The following is a 1353-nucleotide window of genomic DNA, read 5'->3' on the forward strand; positions in this document are numbered from 1 at the left end:
CGGTGATTTTCTCCGGCGGGCCGAGTTGCATCGATCCGCATTCGGGACAGCGCGGGACTCCGCTCGAGCCCGATCCTCCGCACTCGACACACTGCCAGTGGTCAGTAACGTCCGTGCAGTGACGGGTCTCATTTCCGGACATATCACTCGCCACCTCGGCCAGTATCTACAGAACGCTTGAACTCGAGGATCGCTTCGCTCGGGAGTAGTGAGGAGTACTCGCACTCGAGGCACGCGAACGGCTTGTTTGCGAATCCTTCGGGATCGCCCCTCAACGGATTCTTGTTGTCACACTGCGGGCAGACGAACGCGAAATTTACATCGTCATCTGCATCCTCGAGTCCGACGCGGCTGCCCTTGCGTGTGGCCGCCCGGAGTCCCCAGAGGTCGTGTTCGGTCACGTCGCGCCCCGATTCGACCGGGTCCGGGTAGTCCTCGTAGTGTTCACTCCCGAAGCCGTCAACCCGTTCGAAGGCCTCGGGACCGAAGCCCCGATACTCGTCGGCCGCGAGTTGGCGGGCTTGCTCGGCGTCGAGTGCGGGCACCTGCATGACGCTGCCGACCGGCGTCTTGAAGTAGTACGCCTCGGCGTCGTCGCGGGCCGCGAGTCGGATGCTTGTGTCGGCGGGGTAGGTTCGGTCGGCGGACATCTACGCCGGCACCTCCCCCGAATCTTGGCCAGCAACGAACTCTGCCAGCCGCTCAAAGTCGAGCGCCTCGAGACGGCCGTCATCAAGCATCCGCTGTATGTCACCCGGCGCGGTGTCGTAGTTGACCTCCATGCACGTATGGCCGGTCCGGTCGTAATGGAGATAACCCGGCTTCCGCTCAAGGTCGATTGGTTCGGCCGATTCAACAGTGTCCGCTGGAAACGTCGCGTCGTCACAGACACCGCACTCCTTGCAGGCGACGACGTATCGGTAGGTGGCATTTTCGGACATCTACGCCGGCACCTCCGTGTCGCCGTCGGACAGCTCGCGCTCGGCGAAGTTCCGCAGTGACTCTTTCTCGAGCAAGGACACCCACCGGCAGGTCGTACACGCGAACGGTCGATTCTCGAAGCCCTCCGGGTCGCCCTCGAGCGGATTCACGTTCTCACACCGCGGACAGACGAACGCGAAGTACGTCACACCGTCCTCGATCGAGTGGTCGGGGAGGTCGTGGTCGGTCGTGTACTCGGTGCAGTAGCTCTCGCTGCGTTCCATCCGCTCGCGATTGACCTCGGGATACTCGGATTCGAGGTAGTCCCACACCTTGTGTGAGGTGCGCCGACCGACGCCATCGTGGTCGGTCAACGAGACATCCTCGCGGAAAGCATCGACGAGCTCCGATTCGGTCTCGTAGTGGTCGGCC

The 1353-nt window shown here is 62.8% G+C and carries 3 protein-coding genes; all 3 read right to left on the reverse strand.

Annotated elements, in window-relative coordinates; translation table 11 throughout:
- Positions 1-143: 143 nt before the first annotated feature.
- Entirely contained in the window at positions 144-650 is a 507-nt protein-coding gene (locus C486_RS00170) for a hypothetical protein (protein WP_008451567.1), read from the reverse strand.
- Entirely contained in the window at positions 651-941 is a 291-nt protein-coding gene (locus tag C486_RS00175; protein WP_008451570.1) for a hypothetical protein, read from the reverse strand. It abuts the gene before it with no gap.
- A partial coding sequence (locus C486_RS00180; RefSeq protein ID WP_008451571.1) for a hypothetical protein occupies positions 942-1353 on the reverse strand: 412 nt, incomplete at its 5' end.

It is taken from the genome of Natrinema gari JCM 14663 (assembly GCF_000337175.1).
GTDB lineage: Archaea > Halobacteriota > Halobacteria > Halobacteriales > Natrialbaceae > Natrinema > Natrinema gari.